Raw genomic sequence first — 19,611 nt, 5'->3', positions numbered from 1 at the left:
GGAGCGGCGCATGACCTCCAACAGATGGGACTTCTGGATCGACCGCGGCGGCACCTTCACCGACGTGATCGGACGCGATCCGCAAGGTGCGCTCCACGCGCGCAAGCTCTTGTCGGACAACCCGGAAGCCTATCGTGACGCCGGCATTCAGGGCATCCGCGACCTGCTCGGCATCGCCCCGGGCGCGCCCGTTCCCTCAAGCCGGATCGGCGAGGTGAAAATGGGCACCACGGTCGCCACGAACGCGCTTTTGGAGCGCAAGGGCGACCGCGTCCTCCTCCTGATCACGCAGGGTTTCCGCGATGCGCTCAGGATCGCCTATCAGGCGCGGCCGGATATCTTCGCCAAGGAGATCGTCCTGCCCGAGCAGCTTTACGAACGCGTCGTCGAGGTGCCGGAACGCATGCGCGTCGACGGCACGGTGGAGACGGCGCTCGATCTCGACTCCGTGCGCGGCGCCATGGAAGCCGCCCGGCGCGACGGGATCGAGGCGGTGGCGATCGTCTTCATGCATGCCTGGAAATACCCCGCGCACGAGAAGGAGGCGGCTGCGCTCGCGCGCGAACTTGGCTTCGCGCAGGTCTCGGCAAGCCACGAAACCTCGCCCTTGATCAAGCTCGTCGGGCGCGGCGACACCACCGTGGTGGACGCCTACCTCTCCCCCATTCTCGCCCGCTACGTGCGGCAGGTTGCCGAAGAGCTCGGCATCGACGAAAGCGCGGACGACCGCCCGCGGCTCAAATTCATGATGTCCTCCGGGGGGCTGACCGCGGCCGATATGTTCCAGGGCAAGGACGCCATCCTTTCCGGCCCGGCCGGCGGCGTCGTCGGCATGGTGGAGACGGCCCGCAGCGCCGGTTTCGAGCAAGTGATCGGCTTCGACATGGGCGGCACGTCGACCGATGTCGCCCACTACGAGGGCGAATACGAGCGCGCCTTCGACACCGAGGTGGCCGGCGTGCGCATCCGCGCGCCGATGATGCGCATCCACACGGTGGCCGCCGGTGGCGGATCGGTCCTTCACTTCGAGGACGGACGGTTGAAGGTGGGCCCCGATTCGGCCGGAGCCAATCCGGGACCGGCATGCTACCGCCGCGGCGGTCCCCTCGCCGTCACCGACGCGAACCTCATGCTGGGCAAGCTGCAGCCGGACTTCTTCCCCGCCATCTTCGGCCCCGGTCAGGACCGGCCGCTCGACGCGGAAACGGTACGCGAGCGTTTCGCCGCCCTTGCCGGACGGATCGGTGAAGGCCGCAGTCCCGAATCGGTGGCCGAAGGCTTCATCACCATCGCCGTCGAGAATATGGCCAACGCCATCAAGAAGATCTCCGTCCAGCGCGGTCACGACGTCACCCGCTACCTCTTGAACTGCTTCGGCGGCGCCGGCGGCCAGCACGCCTGCCTTGTGGCCGACGCGCTGGGCATGGAATCCGTCCTCATCCATCCGCTCTCCGGCCTTCTGTCGGCCTATGGCATCGGCCTGGCGACGGTCTCGGCCTCGCGCCAGAAGGCACTCATAAAGCCGCTTTCCGATGCCGCCCTGCCGGCAATCGAAGGCCTCGTCGAGGAACTGCGCGGCGAGGTGCTCGAGGAGTTGCGCCGGCAGGGGGTCGCCGATGAGGGCATCGACTGGCGCCTTCGTCTGGAAGTCCGTTACGAGGGCACCGACACCACGCTCACCGTCCCCTTCGACGCGCGCTCGGTCGGCGCCGCGAAAAGCGCCTTCGAGGCCGCGCACAAGGGGCAGTTCGGTTTCGTCTATGACGACAAGCCGTGCATTGTCGAAGCCGTCAATGTGGAAGGTGTCGACGCACGCTCGGCCGGACCGGAAGAGCCGCACCTGCCCGTCAACGACAATTTGCCCGAGCCGCGGACCATGCGCCCCGTCTTCTGCGCGGGTGAATGGCGCGAAGCCGGCATCTTCACCCGTTCGGCGATCGGTCCCGGCAACCGCATCAAGGGCCCGGCCCTGATCGTCGAGGACAACCAGACCATCATGGTCGAGCCGGGTTGGGAGGCCGAAATCACCGCCCGCAACCATGTGCTGATGCGCCGCGTGGAGAAGAAGCCGCGCCTGGCCGCGATCGGCACCGAGGCCGACCCGGTAATGCTGGAGGTCTTCAACAACCTCTTCATGGCCATCGCCGAGCAGATGGGCGTGACGCTCCAGAACACCGCCTCCTCCGTCAACATCAAGGAGCGGCACGACTTCTCCTGCGCCGTCTTCGACCGCGACGGCGCCCTGGTGGCGAACGCCCCGCACATGCCGGTGCACCTGGGCTCGATGGGCCATTCGGTGGAGACCATCATCCACCTCAACGAAGGCGACATCCACCCCGGCGACGTCTTCGCCCTCAACGCCCCCTACAACGGCGGCACCCATCTGCCGGATATCACCGTGATCACGCCGGTCTTCGACGCGCAGGGCGAGAACATCCTCTTCTATACCGCCTCGCGCGGCCATCATGCCGATGTCGGCGGTACCGCACCCGGCTCGATGACGCCGCTGGCCACCACGGTGGACGAGGAAGGCGTGCTGTTCGACAACTTCCGGCTCGTCAGCCAAGGCCACTTCCGGGAGAAGGAGTTGCACGCGCTTCTGACCGTTCACCCCTACCCCGCGCGCAGCCCGCACCAGAACATCGCCGACCTCAAGGCGCAGATCGCCGCCAACGAGAAGGGCGTGGCGGAACTGCGCAAAATGGTCGAGACCTTCGGCCTCGATGTGGTCGAGGCCTATATGGGCCATGTGCAGGACAACGCCGCCGAGAGCGTGCGGCGCATTCTGGAGCGCCTGCCGGACGAGGCCGAATACGAATATCCGACCGACACCGGACAGGTAATCCGGGTGAAGATCTCCGTCGACCGCGACAAGCGCGAGGCGACGGTGGACTTCACCGGCACCTCGCCGGTGATGAAAAACAACTTCAACGCGCCCGAACCGGTGGCGCGCGCCGCCGTGCTCTACGCCTTCCGCGTCATGGTCGAGGGATCGATCCCCATGAACGCCGGCGGTCTCCGGCCGGTCAAGGTCGTCATTCCGGACGGCTGCATGCTGCGCCCCTCCTATCCGGCCGCCGTCGTGGCCGGCAATGTGGAGACCTCGCAGCACGTCACCAACGCCGTCTTCGCCGCCATGGGGGCGCTCGCCAACGCGCAGGGCACGATGAACAACCTGACCTTCGGCAACGACACCTATCAGTACTACGAAACCATCTGCTCCGGCTCGCCCGCCGGCCGCATGAACGACGGCCGCGGCTTCAACGGCACGAGCGGCGTCCACACGCACATGACCAACTCGCGCCTGACGGACCCGGAAGTGCTGGAATTGCGCTTCCCGGTGCTGCTCGAGGATTTCCATATCCGCGAAGGCTCCGGCGGCCGGGGCAAGTGGCACGCCGGTGACGGAACGCGCCGCACGCTGCGCTTCCTGGAAACGATGGAATGCGCCATCCTGTCCTCCCACCGCACCGTGCCGCCCCGCGGCATTGAAGGCGGCGGCGACGGACAGACCGGCAAGACGGAAGTGCGCCGCAAGGACGGCAGCGTCGAAGTGCTGAAAGGCTGCGATCAGACCGTCATCGAGGCCGGCGAAGCCGTGATCGTCACCACCCCGACGGCGGGCGGTTACGGAAAGGCATAAGGGCTCCGCCCTTCGGAACTTGCTGCGCCCGCCGGCCTTTGAGAGGCTGAACGCCCAAGAACTGGAGGCCGCGATGCCGCAGACCGTCACGCCGCAAGCCGCCGGATCCGTCGAGATCCGCATTCTTGAAGCTGGGCCCGGCAACGGCGTTCCGAACAATGCGCGCCATCCCGCCGTGCTGGCGAAAGGCGCACTCGGCGGCCACCATGACGATATGGCCGTCCGGGCGCTGCTTGAAGCCAACGGCTGGGGCGGCACCTGGACGTGGCGCGTGTTCGACTATCACCATTTCCACCCCGACGCCTTCGAGACGCTGGCGGTCGCCTCCGGCGCGGCCAGGCTGATCCTGGGCGGCCCGCAGGGCGAGGACGTCGAGGTCAAGGCCGGCGACGTCGCCATCCTGCCGCCCGGCTTCGGCCACAAGCAGGTCTCCGCCACGTCCGACTTCCGCATCTGCGGCGCCTATCCGCCCGGCCAGGAGAACTATGCGGTCATCCGCGCCGAGCAGGGCTTCAGCGACGACACGCTCCGGCAGATCGCGGCCGTCCCCTTCCCCCAAACCGACCCGGTCTGGGGCGGTGACGGGCCGTTGCTCGAAGCGCTGAAAGGAAGCGGCTGAAGAGACCGGCCGTGCGCGCGAAAGCGAACGCGTCCCGCTCTATGAACGATAGATCCACTGTTCCGGGATGCGCAGGGAAATCGCCTCGCCCTTTGCGATGCGCCCCGGCTTCTCCACACAGGCGACGACGCCGCGCAGCCGCTTCGCCCGTTTGGCGAATTCCAGAGCGCCGGCTTCCCGGTCGGCCATGCCAGATTGTTCGGCGACGACGCGCCCGGCGATGGCGCACGGGCCGTTCTGAAAGGCGATCCTGAGCGTCGCCCCGCCCTTGAAGAACAAAAGTGTGCCCGGCGGCAGGAGCGAAAGACGCGGCACGCCGTCGATCAGCATGTTGGCGCCGATCCATTCGGGGCGGATTTCAGCGATCCCCATGCGCCCCGCGACCTCGGCAAGCTCGTCCGGCGCCACAATGGAGATCTGGCGCTCGTTGCGGATCTCGGTGCCGCGCGGATACCACGGCTCGCGTCCGCCTGACCGGCGCGTGTAGCCGGCGTGCAGATCGCCGGCGATTCCCTCGAACGTACATTCGAGCGCATCCGCCGCGCCGGTCTGGAAATCGTCGCCGGAGGCGACATAAAGGCCGGCTGCGCGCGCCGAAAGCTTGGCGACGGGCACGATCTCCGGGTCGGGCTTCGGCAGGTCGAGCATCGCAGTCATCTTCCTACATCATCCGCAAAAGCGCGCCGCCGATCGAATAGCCGGCCCCGAAGGCGCACAGGAGACCGAAATCCCCCGCCTTCATGTCACGGTGGTTTTCCGCAAGGGCGACGATCGCCCCCGCGGCGGCCGTGTTGCCCAGCCGCTCCAGAACCATCGGCGCCCGATCCTGCCCAACCTCCTCGCCGAAGGCGAGCTTGAGGATCATGGCATTCATGCGGGCGTTGGCCTGGTGCAGCCAGAAACGGCGCATGCTTTGCGGGGTGTGGCCGTGCTCGGCCAGGAAATCGACGATGAACTGGTGGCCGGCAACGGTCACTTCCTTGAAAACCTTGTTGCCCACTTGGCGGATCATGTTGCCTTCCATCGCGAGCATGGAAGGATCGTCCTGCGCGAGCCGGCTCAAGAAACCGAAATTGGTGCGGATATTGTTCGAGAACCGGGTCCAGCTGCGCGTGTCGACGACTTCGAAGCGGCCCGGCCGCTGCCGGCCCTCCCCAATCGACTCGACAAGCATGGCAACGGAAGCGTCCCCGAAAATGAAATGGGTCTGCCGATCGCGGAAGTTGAGATGACCGGTGATCAATTCCGGCGTCACGACCAGGACCCGGCGGTGCGCGCCCGTGCGCACGAGGTTGGCCGCCACATGCAACCCGCCGAGTGCGGAGGAGCAGCCCAGCCCCATGTCGAAAGCGGCCCCTTCCGCGCCCAACGCCTTCTGGATTTCGATCGCCACGGCCGGATAGGGCCGCTGGTGGTGCGCGGCTGCACAAATGACGAGATCGACGTCGGAGCCGGACATGCCCGCATGCGCCAGCGCCTTTTGCGCCGCCGCCAGCCCGAACTCGGCCATGACGGAAAGTTCGTCGTCCGAGCGCGCGGGAATCTTCGGCGCCATGCGCTCGGGGTCGAGAATGCCCTCGCGCTCATAGACATGGCGGCTGCGGATTCCGGAGGCATGGACGATGAATTCGGCGTCGGAATAGGCCAGTGGCGGTTCGCCGCGTGCCGCCCGGCGCGGGTTCTCCGCCTCGACCCACCGATTGAAGGTGTCGACGAGTTCTTCGTTGGAAATGGAAGACGGCGGTATTTCCACGCCGAGGCCGGCGATGCACACACCGCTCGATATAGGTGCCTCCGGCGCGACATGGAGTTCCGCCGCGTCGTCTTCGCTCATCCGCCGTAGCATGGTTCGGCCTGCCTTTTGCCTTGTGCCCTTGCGCGGAGCTGACGAAGCGACAGTCCCCGCCCCACCCGGCACATGGATACTACGTCGGGATGTATAAGGAAATGCGAATGCGGCGCAATTCTCTGCACGCGACGGAGAGCCCTTTTTTTGAGCCCCGGAGCGCTGTGTACATGTCGGTACACGGGCACGGAGCGCAGTAAGACGCGATTTTCAGCCCGGGCCCGCCGCTTTCAGACGGACTCGAAGAGCGCGGTGAATAGGGCCGGCTTTATCCGCCGTCGAGCGCACGCGTGAGGCAGGCGGCGACATCCTCCTGCGTATAGGGCTTCTGCAGGATCGGCCGGCCATGCCACGTGTCGGGTATGCCGGACAGGCCGTATCCGGTAGCGAAGACAAGTGCCATGCCCGCCTCGGCCAGGCTCTCCGCCACGGGAAAGACCTCCCGTCCGCCGAGATTGACGTCCAGGATCGCTGCGTCCGCGGCAAGCCCATCCCTGACCATTTCCTCGGCACGCTCCAGCCGCATGGCCGGACCGATCACGTGGCAACCCAGATCCTCCAGGATCATCTCCAGGTTCATCGCCACCAGCGCCTCGTCCTCGACAACGAAGATGCGGAGCCCCTCAAAGCGCGCCATTTAGCTTCCTTGAACACAGTCCGAAGCGGTCACTCCCGGCCGGGTCCTCCCGTCCGTGCAGCGTCCCTCGTTTACGGGTCATGTTCACGCCGCCGCCATCGCGCGCACGGTGACGCACCAACTCCCGGCAGCGCGACAGCGCGCCCGAGTTCTGCAAATCAAGTTTCGCCATAAGCCCGCATAATCCTTCCGTATGGCCAGGAACGCCCGGGCGCGGCATTGGTTTCACGCGGGGCGGCAAAACCGCCGCACCCGCATGTCGCAGAAGCGGGACACACGCGCTCCAGATCACCGATAGCGGGCAAGTCCTACCGCGTCAGCGGCTTGTAGGTCACCCGCCTGGGATTCACGCTCTCCGGTCCCAGCCGGCGGATCTTGTCGGCCTCGTAGTCCTCGAAGTTGCCCTCGAACCACTCCACGTGGCTGTCGCCCTCGAATGCCAGGATGTGCGTCGCAAGCCGATCGAGGAACATGCGGTCGTGGCTGATGATGACGGCGCAGCCGGCGAAGTTCTCGAGCGCGTCCTCGAGCGCCGACAAGGTTTCGGTGTCCAGGTCGTTGGTCGGCTCGTCGAGCAGGATGACGTTGCCGCCTTCCTTGAGCAGCTTGGCCATGTGCACGCGGTTGCGCTGCCCGCCCGAAAGCGTGCCCACCTTCTGCTGCTGGTCGCCGCCCTTGAAGTTGAAGGACGAGCAGTAGGCGCGGGAATTCACCTCGTGCCTGCCGAGCTTGATGATGTCGTTGCCGCCCGAAATCTCCTCCCACACGGTCTTGTTGGGATCGAGCGTGTCGCGGCTCTGGTCGACATAGCCGAGCTTGACGGTTTCGCCGATGAGGATCTCGCCGCCATCGGGCTCCTCCTGCCCCGTGAGCATGCGGAACAGCGTCGTCTTGCCGGCGCCGTTCGGCCCGATCACGCCGACGATGCCGCCCGGCGGCAGCTTGAAGGAGAGATCGTCGATCAGGAGGGTGTCGCCATAGCCCTTGGTCAGCCCCTCGGCGTCGATCACCTGATTGCCGAGCCGCTCACCCGACGGAATGATGATCTGGGCGTCGCCCGGCCGGCGGTCGTTTGCCGCCTGCACCAACTCGTCATAGGCGCGGATGCGCGCCTTGGATTTGGCCTGGCGTGCCTTGGGGCTCGCCGAAATCCATTCGCGCTCGCGCGACAGCGCCTTGAGCCTTGAGGCCTCCTCGCGGCCCTCCTGCTCCATGCGTTTGGCCTTCTTCTCCAGGTAGGCCGTGTAGTTGCCTTCGTACGGAATGCCACGCCCGCGGTCGAGTTCGAGGATCCAGCCCGTCACATTGTCGAGGAAGTAGCGGTCGTGGGTGATGATCATCACCGCGCCCGGATACTCGCGCAAATGCTTCTCCAGCCACGCCGTCGTCTCGGCGTCGAGATGGTTCGTCGGCTCGTCGAGGAGCAGCAGGTCCGGCTGGCGCAAGAGAAGCTGGCAGAGAGCCACGCGGCGCTTCTCGCCGCCCGAAAGCTTGGTGACGTCGGCCTCCCCCGGCGGGCAGCGCAGTGCCTCCATGGCCATTTCGACCTGGGAATCGAGATCCCACAGGTTCTGGCTGTCGATCTTGTCCTGCAGCTCGGCCGCCTCTTGCGCCGTCTCGTCCGAGTAGTTCATCATGAGTTCGTTGTAGCGGTCGAGGACGGCCTTCTTGGCGGCCACGCCCTCCATGACGTTGCCCATGACGTCGAGTGCCGGGTCGAGTTGCGGCTCCTGCGGCAGATAGCCGGAGGTCGCGCCCTCGGCGAGCCACGCCTCGCCCGTGAATTCCTTGTCGAGCCCGGCCATGATCCTCAGCACGGTGGACTTGCCCGCGCCGTTGGGGCCGAGGATGCCGATCTTGGCGTCCGGATAGAACGAGAGATTGACGTTCTCCAGAACCTTCTTGGCGCCATAGGCCTTGCTGAGGTCGGCCATGTGGTAGATGAACTGACGTGCCATGAACGCTCCGTGGTCATGATCGGGTAAAGCGTGAACGGTGAACCGTGACCGACGCGGGCGTGCCGATTTCCGGCCGCCGAGCCTTCCCGATTCACCGCTACGGTTCGAAAGTCGACCGCTATGTAGGCGAAACGGCGCCGGGGAGCAATGCGGGCGGGGGTTTGCAATGGGCTTTGACACCGCGACGACGCTGGAGACACCCACCGGTGCGACCTTGCGGCTTTACACACGCCGCCCACAAAGGCCGCCGCGCGCCGTCGTACAGATCAATCACGGGCTCGCCGAACACGCCGGCCGCTATGCCCGCTTCGCCGACTTCCTGACGGAGCGCGGCTTCGCCGCCTATGCGCACGACCACCGCGGCCACGGCCACACCACCGCGCCCGGCGCGCCGCTCGGCTCCTTCGGCCCGGAGCCGGCCGCCGGCAAAGTCGTTGCCGACGTCCTCGCCGTCCACGACCGCATAGGCGAGGAGCATCCCGGCCTGCCGGTCATCGTCTTCGGCCATTCCCTGGGCGGGATGATCGCCCTTGCCTTCCTGGCGCGCCACGGCGCACGCGCTGATGCCGCGGCCGTCTGGAACGCTCCGACCGGCGGCAGGCTGCCGGCGCACGCTGCAAGAACCCTGCTCGCCTGGGAGCGCTTCCGCCTCGGCTCGGACGTCCCCTCGCGCCTCATGCCGCGCTTCACCTTCCAGGCCTGGGCGCGCGCCGTCCCCGACGCCCGCACCCCCTTCGACTGGCTCTCGCACGACGGCGCGGAGGTCGATGCCTATATCGCCGATCCCTTGTGCGGCTGGCCCCCGACCATCGCGATGTGGCGGACCATCTTCGCCATCGACCTCGCGATCGCCGACGGCCTCGCCGCAATCCCGAAGGACCTGCCGATACACCTTGCCGGCGGCGCCGAAGACCCCGTCACGGCCCGCGGGCGCGCGGTCAAACAGCTTGCCACACGACTCAAGCGGACCGGCGTTTCGAATCTCGAAACAAGGATTTACGCCGAAACCCGCCACGAATCTCTCAACGAGCTCGGTCGCACTCGCATTATGCAGGACTTCAGCCGCTGGGCGGCAGGCATATACGCCCGCGGCTGAGTCTGTCGGGAAGTATTGCGAAGAAGCCTGGTTCCCAAAGCATCCCCACCCGCCTCAGGTGACCCGACCTGATCTCATCCGGCAGCGACGAACGCCCCGCTGGCCCGCCGCACCCGCTCACATGCGCCGCGGATCGTCGCTCGGCTCGGAGACCCCTTCAAGGGCGTGCTCGGCCGCCTCACCGTCACCGCGGGCGAGATCGGCCATCGCGAGGATGCCGACCAGCCGCTTGTCCCTGTTCAGGATCGGCAGGCGGCGCACCTGGTGTTCGCTCATCACCGCAGCCGCCCGCTCCGGCTCCTCGTCCTCGAAGCAGTAGAAGACCTTCTCCGACATCACCTCGCGCACGGTCGTGTTGCCGGCCGCGCGTTCCTCGGCCACGGCCCGCACGGTGATGTCGCGGTCGGTCACCATGCCCACCAGACGGTCGTTCTCGCCGACCGGCAGCGCGCCGACATTGTCCGCGCGCATCTTCCTGGCGGCGTCCCGGATGGTGGTGTTGGGATCGACGATGTCGACGGATGTGCTCATGAGTTCACGGATCTGCATGACAGCCTCCCTGTCCTGTGTGGTTGTCTTGTCAGGGGAACGCATGTAGGGGCTTGATGTTTCCGGGGCCCGGGCGGAAATACGCCAAACCCCGACGAATAGAACGGGAGCCACCAGCACGCGATGGCCGCACCTCCACTGACGGGAATCCGCGTCATCGAACTCGCCCGCATCCTGGCGGGCCCCTGGGCGGGGCAGCAGCTTGCCGACCTCGGCGCGGATGTGATCAAGGTCGAGAACCCAAACGGCGGCGACGACACGCGGCACTGGGGCCCGCCCTTCGTGACCGGCCGTGACGAGGAGAACCTTTCCGCAGCCTATTTCCATGCCTGCAACCGGGGTAAGCGCTCGATCGCCCTCGACTTCAAGAGGGACGAGGACCGCGCCACCCTCTTGAAGCTCATCGCCTCGGCGGACGTGCTGATCGAGAACTTCAAGGTGGGCGGGCTCAGGAAATACGGCCTCGACTACGAGAGCCTGAAGACGGTCAACCCGCGCCTCGTCTACTGCTCGATCACCGGCTTCGGCCAGGACGGCCCCTATGCCGGGCGGGCGGGTTACGATTTCATCATCCAGGGCATGTCCGGCCTGATGTCGATCACCGGTCCCGCCGATGGCGAGCCGCAGAAGGTCGGCGTGGCCGTCACCGACATCTTCACCGGGCTTTACGCCGTCATCGCCATCCAGGCTGCCCTCCGTCATGCCGAAAAGACCGGTAAGGGCCAGTTCATCGACATGGCGCTCTTTGACGCGCAGATTTCCGTGCTCGCCAACCAGAACCTGAATTACCTGGTCTCGGGCCTCTCGCCCGAGCGCATGGGCAACGCCCATCCGAATATCTGTCCCTATGAGGTTTTCGAGGCCGAGGACGGCCATTTCATCCTGGCCGTCGGCAATGACGGTCAGTTCGCCCGTTTCTGCGCCGTGATCGGCAGCTCGAACCTTGCCACCGAGCCGGACTTCGCCACCAATGCGGCGCGCGTTGCCAACCGCGACCGGCTGCGCGCCGAGATCGCCCCGAAGCTGAAGGCCTTCGCGCGCGATGCGCTTCTGGAAAAGCTCGGGCTTGCCGGCGTGCCCGCCAGCCCGATCAACACCATCGCCGAGATGTTCTCCGACCCGCAAACGATCGCGCGCGGCATGCGGCGCGATCTGAAGGATGGACACGGCAACACGCTGCCTTCCGTGCGCGCGCCCATGGTGATGTCCGAAACGCCGCTGGCCTATGAACGCCCCAGCCCGCGGCTCGGGGAGCACACGGAAGAGATTTTACGCGATCTGGAAGAGAGAAAGCCATGAAGACCGGCGGACAGCTCATCGTCGAAGCGCTGGAGGTGAACGGCGTCGACAGGCTCTACTGCGTTCCGGGCGAGAGCTATCTGGCCGTCCTCGACGCCCTCCACGATTCGAGGATCCGCACCATCGTCTGCCGCCAGGAAGGCGGGGCGGCGATGATGGCGGACTGCCACGGGCGGCTCACCGGCCAGCCGGGCATCTGCTTCGTCACCCGCGGCCCCGGCGCCACCAACGCATCGGCCGGCGTGCACATCGCCAGCCAGGACTCGGTGCCGATGATCCTCTTCATCGGCCAGGTGGCGCGCGGTATCCGCGACCGCGAGGCCTTCCAGGAGGTCGACTACCGCGCATTCTACGGCCCGGTGGCCAAGTGGGTGACGGAGATCGACGATGCAGCCCGCATCCCCGAGCTTGTCACCCGCGCCTTTGCCGTCGCCACCTCGGGCCGCCCCGGCCCCGTCGTCATCGCGCTTCCCGAGGACATGCTGACGAGCCGGGCGGAGGCGCCGGCCGCCCTGCCCCATACTCCGGTCGAGACCCGCCCCGGCCACCACGAGATGGAAGAGCTCGCAACGCTGCTCGCCAATGCCAAGCGCCCCTTCGCCATCCTCGGCGGCACGCGCTGGGATGAAAAGGCCGTCTCCGCCTTCCAGAAGTCGGCCGAGCGCTGGGCCCTGCCCGTCGGCTGCTCCTTCCGCCGGCAGATGCTTTTCGATCACCTCCACCCCTCCTATGCCGGCGACGTGGGCATCGGCCCCAACCCCAAGCTCGCCGAGGCCATCAGGAATGCCGACCTCCTGCTCCTCGTCGGCGGCCGCTTCGGCGAGATGCCCTCCTCCGACTACACGCTCCTGAAAAGCCCCTATCCCGACCAGACCCTGGTGCACGTCCATGCCGATGCGAGCGAACTCGGCCGCGTCTACCGCCCGGCGCTCGCCATCAACGCCACGCCGGCCGCCTTCGCCGCCGCCTTTCGGGACCTCAACCCGGAGGCGCTTCCCGCCTGGGCCGAGGAGACGGAGCGCCTGCACGCGGCCTATCTTGCCTGGTCCACCCCGCCCGAAAGCGGCCCCGGCCCGGTGAAGATGGGACCCGTCATGGCGTGGCTGGAAGAAAACCTGCCCGAGGACGCGATCCTCACCAACGGCGCCGGCAACTACGCCACCTGGGTTCACCGCTTCCATCGCTTCCGTGGCTTTGTCACCCAGGCCGCCCCCACCTCCGGCTCCATGGGCTACGGCACGCCTGCCGCCGTCGCCGCCAAGGACCTCTTCCCGGACCGCCAGGTCGTCGCCTTCGCCGGCGACGGCTGCTTCCTGATGAACGGCCAGGAATTCGCCACCGCCGTCCAGTACGATCTCCCGATCATCGTCGTCGTGGTCAACAACGGCACCTACGGCACCATCCGCATGCACCAGGAGCGCCACTACCCCGGCCGCGTCTCCGCCACGGACCTCAAGAACCCCGATTTCGCAGCCCTCGCCCGCGCCTATGGCGGCCACGGCGAGACGGTGGAGAAAACGGAAGACTTCGCGGGAGCCTTCGAGCGCGCATGGGAAAGCGGCAGGCCGGCGATCATCGAGGTAAAGCTCGACCCCGAGGCGATCACGCCGGCAAGGACGCTGACGGATATCCGGGAGGGGCGGTAGGGGCGGCGTCCGTCGCCGTGCCTATTCGTCCCTCGAGGCGTGGAATGCAGCCCCGATGCCGGCACCGACGGCAATCCCGATGGCGATCCCCATGGCGACATCGTCCATCACCACGCCGAGGACGGCGCCGATCCCCACGCCGAGCGCTACGCCCAAGCCCATCGATCCGTAAACACCTCTCATCGGGGGAAACTGGACCTCGGCGCGGGCGAAGACAAGGGGCGATTGTGAGTTCGGGCAGCCGCACGTGCCGTTGCCGAGCACGCGAAAACGGCAGCTTGGCGATCATCGAGATGGAACTCGACCTGGAGGCGATCACCCTGACAAAGCTTGACGCAGATTCGGGAGGAGAGATAGTAAGCCGACGGGTTACGCCTTCGGCTTTCGCCCCCTTGTCGACCTTTGCCGAGAGTAGACGAGCGGCAGGTCCTGCCCCAAAGCACCGACCTTCACGACCTTCTTCATCGCCGAAAGCGGCTTTGCAATTGAACGTCTGCAGTCAACGCACTGCCATATGTGCCGAATGCTACGCGGTGCGTTAGCTAGGCTTTAACCAGTACTTTTCGTCGAACAATGATATCTCACGGATCCGCAGCTTCCTTAGATTAGTTCCCTCATCCTCGCCGCTACGATAGAGGTGATACAACATGCCCGTTGTAGGATCGAATCTGGCAGTTCCGGGAAGCTTATCTAATGCCTTCTCCTGGTCCTTCCGATAGAGGGCCGGAAAATGCTTCAATTCGCGATACAAAGCGCGCTTCAATAGCATGTAAGCGGATCTCCGATTTACATTCTTACCCTCCTTAAACGGCGCAAGAACCGCAAGAAGGACCCGAGACACGGCTGGGTAGTAGCCCGTCATGTTGTCCTCAATCTTGGAAACGAGCTTCAAAATGACGCGTTGTTGAAAGGGGTCTACCCCATTTGGCGGACTTCCGTATTGCGGTACAAGATGTCTCATGACATCGAGCGCAAGGTGCCAAAAAACGTCATCGTGATCTGAAAAATCGTTTGAAATCGCAAACAGCGATTCCGCAATTGTTTCCGCGGCGCTGTCCAGTAAGGTAGCTCGCCAAGCATCCTCACCTTCCCTCAGGAAAAGCATGTCGTAGTGCTCACGGTCGTGTTCTTTGTCTGATTCACGCAGGGCAAGGAGGGCTTTCCGGATGCGATCAGTTACATCCGTCAGGCAATGAGTGATTTCATGGGCGGGCCTCCACGCTCTTTCGTCAGTATTCGCGAGCTTCCTGATCCGCCATAGGGCGCTACGGAGGAAATCAGAGAGGTGGACCAGAGACCGATCACTCCAATAGTCTTTCTGTTCGAGTGCCAAAGAAAGCTGCAAGTTTACTGCGTGGCGGAGGCGAGATAGCCGTTCAAATTCCGCTACATCGAAGTCGCCGTGTCCGAAAAAAGATAGCGGTTCATAGTGTCTCCGCAGGTAATCAGATCCGAATATTGCATTAGATAGGACGGGTGCTACATTAAAGCCTCTGTAGCCTGCCTCGCGCCCGAGCATCGAGTTCGGAGCGATTATTGCTTGCCGAGCCATTTCTTGTATGAAATTTTCTGCGGCGCGGCTGTGAATCTGCTCCTGCGACAGTTGATTAACGATTGCGGCCGCATCCCATGGAGTTCTGCTGACCAATACAGAACAGAACTGCGGTTCTGCGACCAATTGCAAAAACGAGGCCGCGTAGCCAGCGTCCGCCAATTTCTTGCGATGCGTGAAGGCGTAGAATGCTGAGATCTCCCTCCGGTACGAACCAAAACTGGAAGCTCTTGTAATCTCAACAATGTTGGCTCGCAGGTCTCGCGAAAATTCCGCCCGATCCTTTTCATCTGCATGCGCTAGAAAAGCAGCCGCTTCGGTTACATACTGTGGATAGCTATGATCGCGCACACGAGCCGGCCACAGGAAGGCCATCGAAAACACCGCAAACACTGCGATGAAAACCACAGATGCGAGTAGTTCCCATAATAGTGGCCACTGGAGTGGTCCAGGTAACCACATCAGTCTCGGAACGATGGCAGCCAGCACAGTAAATAAGCAACCAAGGAAGACAGCGGCGTAGAGCCAAGAGAGATGCAGTCTTTGAGCGCGCAATCGAAACAGTACCACGGGCCGCGCAAATTGGGGTACGGCGAGAGTAATGCTCAATATTGCGATAGCTTCGCCGATTGAAAAATAGAGTTGTCCCCCCATAGTCCTAGCCCGTTGTCTGCCGAACTGTCCCTATCCCGGGATAGACCCAAATCGGGTAATCACCAACTGCTTCTTGGCCGTCCGGGGAATCCGAGGTTGGTCGCTGCCCGAGCGAAAGGGCAGCTATTTGGCTCTCCTTGCTCGTTCCGATAGACGCAATTGAATGGCAGCCCGTCACCCATTGCGTACGGACACCCCTGCACCCCTCACCCCAGAAACAACCCCTCCAGAAACCGCGCCGCCTCCTCGAAGCGCCGCTCGCCGCTTCTTTCCGGCCCCAGAACCGCGCGCACCTGCACGTCGAAATCGGCATAGTGCTGCGTGGTCGCCCAGATGGCGAAGATGAAGTGGTGGGGATCGAGCGTCTTCAGCCGTCCCTGCCGCATCCATGCGCCGACGATGGCCGCCTTTTCGTCGACCAGCGCCTTCAGTTCGCCCTGCAGGAAAGGCAGGATGCGCGGCGCGCCCTGGAGGATCTCGTTGGCGAAGAGCCGGCTTTCGCGCGGGAAGTCGCGCGACATCTCCACCTTGCGTCTGATGTAGGCGCGGATCTCCGCCACCGGATCGCCGCCCGCATCCATCGCGCGCAGCGGGGCGAGCCACAGTTCCATGATCCGGTCCACCAGCGTGAGGAAGATCGCCTCCTTGCTCTTGAAATAATAGAGCACATTGGGTTTCGACATGCCGGCGACGAGGGCGATGCGGTCGAGGGTCGCCCCGCGAAACCCGTCGCGCGAAAAGACCTCGAGCGCGGCCTCAAGGATCGCTTCGCGCCTTTCCCGTTGGATGCGCGTGCCGCCGGCATCGCCCGTCAATTCTGCGCTATCGTCAGGCCTCATGCGTGACCTTCCCGCGCCCTGGCCCAGCGCAACATGAAGGGCTGGTGCGCCAAACAGGCATTGCAATGATTATAATGAAAAAGAGCGCCCCCGAGCGGGCCTTTTATTACAATCTGTCGGAATGGTCAAAGCGTGTATTGCAGGACCGGCAGGACATTAAACCTGACGACAGGGAAACAGGACGGAGACCGCTTCATGCCCAACCGGCACTCGCCCAGGCCGAACGATCTCAGCGCCTTCTGGATGCCTTTTACCGCGAACCGGCAGTTCAAGCAGGCACCGCGCATGCTGGTTGCCGCCGAGGACATGCACTACACCGCCGATGACGGAAGAAAGGTCCTCGACGCCACTTCGGGCCTCTGGTGCGTGAATGCCGGCCATTGCCGGCCGAAGATCACCGAGGCGATCGGGACCCAGGCGGCCGAGCTGGACTATGCGCCAGCCTTCCAGATGGGTCATCCCATCGCCTTCGAATTCGCCAACAGGCTGGTCGACATGGCGCCCGCCGGGCTCGACCATGTCTTCTTCACCAATTCCGGTTCCGAATCCGTCGAGACGGCGCTGAAGATCGCGCTCGCCTATCATCGCGTCAGGGGCGAGGGTTCGCGCTTCCGGCTGATCGGCCGCGAGCGCGGCTATCACGGCGTGAATTTCGGCGGCATCTCGGTCGGCGGCATCGTCGCCAACCGCAAGATGTTCGGCACGCTTTTGACGGGCATCGACCACCTCCCCCACACCCACCTGCCGGAGAAGAATAGCTTCACCCGCGGCGAGCCCAAGCACGGTGAAGACCTTGCGGACGCGCTGGAGCGGATCGTCGCCCTGCACGACGCCTCCACCGTTGCCGCCGTCATCGTCGAGCCGGTGGCCGGCTCCACCGGCGTCCTCATCCCGCCGAAGGGGTATCTGAAGCGCCTGCGCGAGATCTGCGACAAACACGGCATCCTGCTGATCTTCGACGAGGTGATCACCGGTTTCGGCCGTCTCGGCGCGCCGTTCGCGGCCGACTATTTCGGCGTCCTGCCCGACATCATGACAACCGCCAAGGGGGTGACCAACGGCGTCGTCCCCATGGGCGCGGTGTTCGTGAAGAAGGAGATCCACGACGCCTTCATGGAGGGGCCGGAGCACCTGATCGAGTTCTTCCACGGCTACACCTATTCCGGGAACCCGATCGCCTGCGCGGCCGGCCTTGCCACCCTGGAGACCTACCGCGAGGAAGGCCTGCTCACGCGCGGCGCCGAACTCGCCCCCTACTGGGAAGAAGCGCTCCATTCGCTGAGGGGCGCGCCGCACGTCATCGACATCCGCAATATCGGCCTGGTCGGCGCAATCGAGCTGGAGCCGATCGAGGGCCAGCCCGGCAAGCGCGCGTTCTCCGCCTTCCTGAAGGCCTTCGAGAAAGGCGTCCTGATCCGCACGACGGGCGACATCATCGCCCTGTCCCCGCCGCTCATCGTGGAAAAGGGTCAGATCGACGAGATCGTGGACTGCCTGCGCGCCGTGCTCGGCAAGGTGGAATAACCACCTCGCCGGCAGTTTCGACACAGGGGCGAATTTCATTCCGTGACATCAACGTTGCGGAGCCGATCCCGGGCAAGCCTTTGGCTTTCCGGGAGGGCGCCCGCATTCACCATCTGAATAGGCCTGAGCAGAACGCGCTATCCGGCGGGCGCCAGCTCTTTTACCGGATGTATGCTGCGGAAGGGAACGCAAAGCCGGTTCCACACATTGATCGTGCCAATGGCAACGGAAAGCTTCACCAGTTCCTCTTCGGAGAAGTGCCTGCCCACCTCCTCGTAGTCCTCGTCCTCAACCATGTTGCCGGCAAGCCGCGTCAACTTTTCCGTCCAGGCGAGCGCCGCGCGCTCGCGCTCGGTGAAGAGCGGAGATTCCTGCCAGGCCGCAACGAGGAGGAGCCGCTGCTCGCTTTCGCCGTCTTCGCGCGCTTCCCGACTGTGCATGTCCACGCAGTAGGAACAGCCGTTGATCTGCGAGGCCCTGAGCTTCACGAGGTGCAAAAGCTCCTTCTCGAGCCCGCATCCATTGACTGCCGTATTGAGCGCGCGCACGGAGTTTATGATCTCCGGGGATGCCTGATAGAAATTGAGACGCGGTTGCATGGACGACCTTTCTACTCTTGCTCTTTGCGGGAAGATGCGGCCTGGGGCCGCTGGTGGCGCGCCAGGAAGGCGCATCCGAATGCGATGGACCGTGGGTCGGCATCGGCCCTGTACCCGGCCACCACATCGGAAATCTTGGTCTCGGCGAGCACGGCGCGATAGGCCTGTTCGGCCTTCAGCATCGCGGTGTTGATGCCGCAGGGCTTCACATAGGCTGCCGGTTCCAGCGCTCCGGGCCCGCGCTGCCGGATCTCCGCGCAGCGAAAGGCCGGACGCGGCCCCTCCACGGCCAGGACGACGTCGAGCAGGCTGATACGCTCCGGCCTGCGCGCCAGCCGGTAGCCGCCGCGCGGTCCGGGAACGGATTCCAGAAGCTTCTCGGCGGCAAGCGCCTGCAGGTGCTTCAGGAGATAGCTCTGCGAAACGCCGTGATACGTCGCCAGCGCGCTCGCCGGCAGCGTGGCCTCTTCATCGAGGCCCGCAAGCAGCGTCACGCAATGGATTGCCGCCTCGACGCCTTCACCCATACGCATTCATGCTCTCCTATCCTGTATATTTCTTATCATGGATAATTTTCATCCACAATAGGCATGTCTCGCACCGATGCATGCGCGAAGCGGCCAGAGGCCTTACGGGCGATCCGGGCGCACTCAGGTCAGTTTCTTGAGAAGGGTGCTCAGCGTCTCGGCCTCCTCCACGGTGAGCCGGCTGCCGACGGCTTCTTCGAGCGCCTGCGCATAGACGGCCCACATGCGCCACCGCAGGGCACGGCCTTCCTCGCTGATATGCAGGATCTGGCCGCGCCGGTCCTGCGGGCACGCACGGCGCTCGATGAGACCGGCCCTTTGCATCCGGTCGGCCAGACGCGAAAGGTTGTATTGCGCGAAAAGCAGCGCCGTTTCCAATTCGAACGGGCGCAGCCCCGCCTCCCCCGCCTTGTCCAGCTCCCACAGCGCGTCATACCAGGCGAGCGGTGGAAGCCCAGCTTCCTTCAGTCGCGCCTCGACGTGGTTCGTCGCCACGCGCTGGGCGCGTGCCAGGGCGATCCAGGCGCCGATCGCGGCTTCGTGCGGTTTTTCGACCATGGTTCACCAATTCTTGATTAGATGCAATTGCATTCACATTGACTCCCGGCCCGATAACGCCAATA

At 64.7% G+C, this 19,611-nt stretch carries 17 protein-coding genes; 6 read left to right on the top strand and 11 right to left on the bottom strand.

Features of this window, described 5'->3' with window-relative positions; translation table 11 throughout:
• Positions 1 to 10: 10 nt before the first annotated feature.
• Both SIN08_RS12900 and SIN08_RS12895 read left to right on the top strand, forming a co-directional pair.
• On the top strand, positions 11 to 3,643 hold the full coding sequence (locus SIN08_RS12900) for a hydantoinase B/oxoprolinase family protein (protein WP_322451974.1): 3,633 nt from the start codon (positions 11 to 13) through the stop codon (positions 3,641 to 3,643).
• A gap of 73 nt (positions 3,644 to 3,716) precedes the next feature.
• On the top strand, positions 3,717 to 4,262 hold the full coding sequence (locus tag SIN08_RS12895; protein ID WP_322451973.1) for a cupin domain-containing protein: 546 nt from the start codon (positions 3,717 to 3,719) through the stop codon (positions 4,260 to 4,262).
• Positions 4,263 to 4,301: 39 nt separating this feature from the next.
• Here the strand turns inward: SIN08_RS12895 and SIN08_RS12890 are convergent, their stop codons facing one another.
• The 4 genes from SIN08_RS12890 to ettA form a co-directional block, all read right to left on the bottom strand.
• Positions 4,302 to 4,910, bottom strand: coding sequence for an MOSC domain-containing protein (locus SIN08_RS12890; RefSeq protein ID WP_322452164.1), 609 nt, complete (start codon positions 4,908 to 4,910; stop codon positions 4,302 to 4,304).
• A gap of 13 nt (positions 4,911 to 4,923) precedes the next feature.
• Complete coding sequence (locus SIN08_RS12885) at positions 4,924 to 6,096, bottom strand: beta-ketoacyl-ACP synthase III (protein WP_322451972.1); 1,173 nt, start codon at positions 6,094 to 6,096, stop codon at positions 4,924 to 4,926.
• Positions 6,097 to 6,376: 280 nt separating this feature from the next.
• Complete coding sequence (locus SIN08_RS12880) at positions 6,377 to 6,745, bottom strand: response regulator (RefSeq protein WP_322451971.1); 369 nt, start codon at positions 6,743 to 6,745, stop codon at positions 6,377 to 6,379.
• A 308-nt stretch (positions 6,746 to 7,053) separates the two neighbouring features.
• Positions 7,054 to 8,703, bottom strand: a complete 1,650-nt coding sequence (ettA, locus tag SIN08_RS12875) for an energy-dependent translational throttle protein EttA (protein WP_322451970.1) — start codon at positions 8,701 to 8,703, stop codon at positions 7,054 to 7,056.
• 166 nt (positions 8,704 to 8,869) lie between these two features.
• Between ettA and SIN08_RS12870 the strand changes: the two genes are divergently transcribed.
• Entirely contained in the window at positions 8,870 to 9,799 is a 930-nt protein-coding gene (locus SIN08_RS12870) for an alpha/beta hydrolase (protein WP_322451969.1), read from the top strand.
• A 117-nt stretch (positions 9,800 to 9,916) separates the two neighbouring features.
• Here SIN08_RS12870 and SIN08_RS12865 read toward each other — a convergent pair whose 3' ends face one another.
• A complete protein-coding gene (locus SIN08_RS12865) occupies positions 9,917 to 10,348 on the bottom strand; it encodes a CBS domain-containing protein (RefSeq protein ID WP_322451968.1) in 432 nt (143 codons plus the stop codon).
• 123 nt (positions 10,349 to 10,471) lie between these two features.
• On the opposite strand from SIN08_RS12865, the gene SIN08_RS12860 reads away from it, so the two are divergent.
• The gene (locus SIN08_RS12860) at positions 10,472 to 11,647 is read left to right on the top strand and encodes a CaiB/BaiF CoA-transferase family protein (protein ID WP_322451967.1); all 1,176 of its coding nucleotides are present in this window, start codon (positions 10,472 to 10,474) and stop codon (positions 11,645 to 11,647) included.
• Positions 11,644 to 13,293, top strand: coding sequence for a thiamine pyrophosphate-binding protein (locus SIN08_RS12855; protein ID WP_322451966.1), 1,650 nt, complete (start codon positions 11,644 to 11,646; stop codon positions 13,291 to 13,293). Before SIN08_RS12860 ends, SIN08_RS12855 begins: the two co-directional genes overlap by 4 nt.
• 21 nt (positions 13,294 to 13,314) lie before the next feature.
• On the opposite strand, the gene SIN08_RS12850 is transcribed toward SIN08_RS12855, so the two are convergent.
• The 3 genes from SIN08_RS12850 to SIN08_RS12840 form a co-directional block, all read right to left on the bottom strand.
• The gene (locus tag SIN08_RS12850) at positions 13,315 to 13,455 is read right to left on the bottom strand and encodes a hypothetical protein (RefSeq protein WP_322451965.1); all 141 of its coding nucleotides are present in this window, start codon (positions 13,453 to 13,455) and stop codon (positions 13,315 to 13,317) included.
• Between the two features lie 376 nt (positions 13,456 to 13,831).
• On the bottom strand, positions 13,832 to 15,499 hold the full coding sequence (locus SIN08_RS12845) for a hypothetical protein (protein WP_322451964.1): 1,668 nt from the start codon (positions 15,497 to 15,499) through the stop codon (positions 13,832 to 13,834).
• A gap of 206 nt (positions 15,500 to 15,705) precedes the next feature.
• Positions 15,706 to 16,338, bottom strand: coding sequence for a TetR family transcriptional regulator C-terminal domain-containing protein (locus SIN08_RS12840; protein WP_322451963.1), 633 nt, complete (start codon positions 16,336 to 16,338; stop codon positions 15,706 to 15,708).
• A gap of 195 nt (positions 16,339 to 16,533) precedes the next feature.
• Here SIN08_RS12840 and SIN08_RS12835 point away from each other — a divergent pair, with 195 nt between their 5' ends.
• Entirely contained in the window at positions 16,534 to 17,862 is a 1,329-nt protein-coding gene (locus SIN08_RS12835; RefSeq protein ID WP_322451962.1) for an aspartate aminotransferase family protein, read from the top strand.
• 137 nt (positions 17,863 to 17,999) lie between these two features.
• Here SIN08_RS12835 and SIN08_RS12830 read toward each other — a convergent pair whose 3' ends face one another.
• From SIN08_RS12830 to SIN08_RS12820, 3 genes are all read right to left on the bottom strand, one after another.
• Positions 18,000 to 18,461, bottom strand: coding sequence for a carboxymuconolactone decarboxylase family protein (locus tag SIN08_RS12830; protein ID WP_322451961.1), 462 nt, complete (start codon positions 18,459 to 18,461; stop codon positions 18,000 to 18,002).
• Positions 18,462 to 18,472: 11 nt separating this feature from the next.
• Positions 18,473 to 18,994, bottom strand: coding sequence for an Rrf2 family transcriptional regulator (locus SIN08_RS12825; RefSeq protein ID WP_322451960.1), 522 nt, complete (start codon positions 18,992 to 18,994; stop codon positions 18,473 to 18,475).
• A 117-nt stretch (positions 18,995 to 19,111) separates the two neighbouring features.
• Positions 19,112 to 19,546: a MarR family winged helix-turn-helix transcriptional regulator gene (locus SIN08_RS12820; protein ID WP_322451959.1), complete on the bottom strand. Its 435-nt coding sequence runs from the start codon at positions 19,544 to 19,546 to the stop codon at positions 19,112 to 19,114.
• Between the last annotated feature and the right edge of the window lie 65 nt (positions 19,547 to 19,611).

The sequence above is a fragment of the Chelativorans sp. M5D2P16 genome, assembly GCF_034427935.1.
GTDB lineage: Bacteria > Pseudomonadota > Alphaproteobacteria > Rhizobiales > Rhizobiaceae > Chelativorans.
The sequence above is the reverse complement of the archived record's forward strand: the minus strand, read 5'-3'. Positions and strand labels throughout refer to the sequence as shown.